Raw genomic sequence first — 2701 nt, 5'->3', positions numbered from 1 at the left:
CGCGCGGCGCGATCGTCGGCTGCCACGCCGCACTTGCCGAAGCCAAGGGCAAGGTGCCCGGGCTGCGCACCGTTGCACTGGGCGACGAAGGCGAGTGTCCGCCAAAGACCGCCCGCGCCGACCTCCGCGTCGTCGCCTGACGAGCAACGGGATTGACCGGGCGCGCCGCGGCGTGTCCGGTCTCCGCCGCCATGGACCGGCTGCTTCTCTACCACGCGCTGCTGTTCGTCGCCTGCGGCTACGCGCTCATCCGCGGCAAGAGCGACGCGCGCATCGTCGCCATCGTGTTCCTCGCCGGGAACTTCGCCACGACCGCGCTGAGGTCCCACGCCGCCAGCACTTATTCGTCGGTGGAGACGAGCATTCTCGTAATCGATATCCTCGGCTTCGCCGGCTTTACCTATGCCGCCCTGATCTCCGACAGATTCTGGCCGCTGTGGGTCGCCGGGCTCCAGCTCACGACCAGCATGGGGCACATATTGAAAGCGGCCCACACGGACCTCCTTCCGCTCGCTTATGCCGCGGCGCTGCGCTTCTGGGCCTACCCGATCCTCATCATCCTGCTGATCGGCACCTGGCGAAGTCACCAGCGGGCGCTCGAGGAACGCGGGTCGAGCGCGACCGCCTGAGCAGCGGCGCTGGACACTTGGCGCGCTCCGGCTAAGCGGAGCGCAATGTCGCGCCGCAAGAAATCGCACCAGGGCCACGGAAGCTTGCAGCGGCCGCGCCTGTGGGGCCGGCACGCGGTGGCCGCCGCGCTCGACAATCCCGAGCGCAAGGTGGTGCGCGCCTGGGCGACGCGCGAGACCGCCGCGTTCATGCAATTCCCAAAGGACGTTGCCGTCACCCTTGCGGAGGCGTCGGACCTCGGCCGCCTCGTGCCCCACGATGCCCCGCACCAGGGCGTGGTAATCGAGGTCGAGCCGCTAGAGGACGCGTGGCTCGATGGCATCCTCGGCGGTGCGGACGAGCGCGCGGTGCTGCTCGTCCTCGACCAGGTCACCGATCCGCACAATGTCGGCGCCATCCTGCGCTCGGCCGCAGCGTTCGGAGCCATCGGGATCGTGACTCAGGACCGGCACGCGCCGCCCGAAAGCGGAGTCGTCGCCAAGGCCGCGTCGGGCGCGCTCGAACGAGTGCCGTGGGTGCGGGTGGTCAACCTCGCCCGAGCGCTCGAAGAGATCGCCGAGGCGGGTTTCTGGCGAATCGGGCTCGCGGGCGATGCGGAGGTGGAGCTCAGGGAAGCGCTCGGCCCGGCGCGGATCGCGCTCGTGCTCGGCGCCGAGGGCGCGGGGCTAAGACCCAACACGCGCGAGCATTGCGACGCGCTGGCGCGGCTGCCGATCACCGATGCGGTCGAAAGCCTCAACGTCTCCAACGCCGCCGCCGTCGCGCTCTACGCAGCGACCGTCGCCTGATGGTCAGGACGAGCGGCAGCATCCGCGACCAGGTCGAGGCGCTGGCGAGCCGCGAACCGGCCTTCGCCCGAGTCGTCGCGAAGCTCGGCGTGCCCGAGCCGCGCAAGAGCGAGCCCGGCGCCCACACGCTGCTCCGTACTATCGTCGGCCAGCAGGTCAGCGTCGCCGCCGCGCGGTCGATGTGGTCGAAGCTCGAAGCGGCCTACGGCACGCCGCCGGACCTTTCGGCGATCCTCAAAGCCAGTGACGAGGATCTGCGCGTTGCCGGAATCTCGCGCCAGAAGGCAGGCTATGCGCGCAGCCTCGCCGAGCTGATCCTTTCGGGCGAGCTCAAGCTCGACGCTCTTCCGGCGGACGATGAGGAAGCCGTCGCACTGCTCACCAAAATCAAGGGCATCGGCCGCTGGTCGGCGGAAATCTATCTGCTGTTCGCCGAAGGGCGCAGCGACGTCTGGCCGGCGGGCGACCTCGCGGTCCAGGTAGAGATCGGCCGGCTGCTCGGCATGCCGGAGAAACCGACCGAGAAGCAGATGCGCGAGCTTGCCGAGCCGTGGCGGCCATACCGCGGCGCCGCGGCGATCCTCGCCTGGCACAGCTATAATTCGGCGGTCCTCTAGAAGTCCGATCGAGGCCTAGCGCCGGACGCCGCTCGGCAGCAACCGGGCGGCGATGCCGCGGAAGATCCGCGGGCCGAGGTCGAGCTGGAACGGCCCCAGCTTCTCGCCTTTGGTGTCGCGGCCGAGCAAATAGCTGACCGAAGTCTGCCCCTCGCCGCCGCTCCAGCTGTAAAGCGCGTTGAACGCGATCAGCGGGACGTACACCTGCCGTCCGCCGAGCACGTAAGACTGCACCTGCTCCCGCGGGACCTCGACTTGGGTCTTGAGCGCGACTCGCTTGAGCGGGGAAATGGCGACGATGCGCTCGCCCTGGGCGACCGGATTTGCGAAGAAGGCGCCGATTTCCTGGTCCTGGGCCGGGCCGGCGTTGAACAGGCTGGCCTCGATCAGCACGCCGCGCGCCGGGGCGCTCCCGGAGTTGTACATCTCAAGCTCGAACTCGACCGTCACCCGGTCGTCGTGAAGCACGCAGCGAATGGGCTGGAAGCCAATCTCGATCCACGGGCGAAGCCGCGTCGAAACCACGCCCGCGTTTGGCGGCGTCGGCGCCTTGGGCGCGGGCGCGGGCGGCACTGGACCCGGGGGCTGACCAACTGGAAGCTGCTGGGAGCTTTCGCGCTGACCGCCTTTCCGGCCGCGTTCGTCGGTGGCGGAATCCACTTGCCA

General features: G+C 69.3%; 3 protein-coding genes and 1 pseudogene. 3 read left to right on the top strand and 1 reads right to left on the bottom strand.

Annotation, left to right across the window (positions count from 1 at the left end; all coding sequences use genetic code 11):
- Positions 1–191: 191 nt before the first annotated feature.
- Genes GH737_RS14185 through GH737_RS14175 form a run of 3 tightly spaced genes read left to right on the top strand, consistent with a single transcriptional unit; the run spans position 192 to position 2035 of the window.
- Positions 192–629, top strand: coding sequence for a hypothetical protein (locus GH737_RS14185; protein ID WP_155265426.1), 438 nt, complete (start codon positions 192–194; stop codon positions 627–629).
- A gap of 45 nt (positions 630–674) precedes the next feature.
- Entirely contained in the window at positions 675–1418 is a 744-nt protein-coding gene (rlmB, locus tag GH737_RS14180; protein ID WP_155265425.1) for a 23S rRNA (guanosine(2251)-2'-O)-methyltransferase RlmB, read from the top strand.
- Entirely contained in the window at positions 1418–2035 is a 618-nt protein-coding gene (locus GH737_RS14175) for a DNA-3-methyladenine glycosylase family protein (RefSeq protein WP_155265424.1), read from the top strand. Before rlmB ends, GH737_RS14175 begins: the two co-directional genes overlap by 1 nt.
- Before the next feature lie 15 nt (positions 2036–2050).
- On the opposite strand, the pseudogene GH737_RS14170 reads toward GH737_RS14175, so the two are convergent.
- A pseudogene (locus GH737_RS14170) lies at positions 2051–2701 on the bottom strand (hypothetical protein); the annotation flags it as partial.

Source organism: Sphingomonas segetis (assembly GCF_009720245.1).
Lineage (GTDB): Bacteria > Pseudomonadota > Alphaproteobacteria > Sphingomonadales > Sphingomonadaceae > Sphingomicrobium > Sphingomicrobium segetis.
This window is presented reverse-complemented; position numbering and strand designations above follow the sequence as displayed.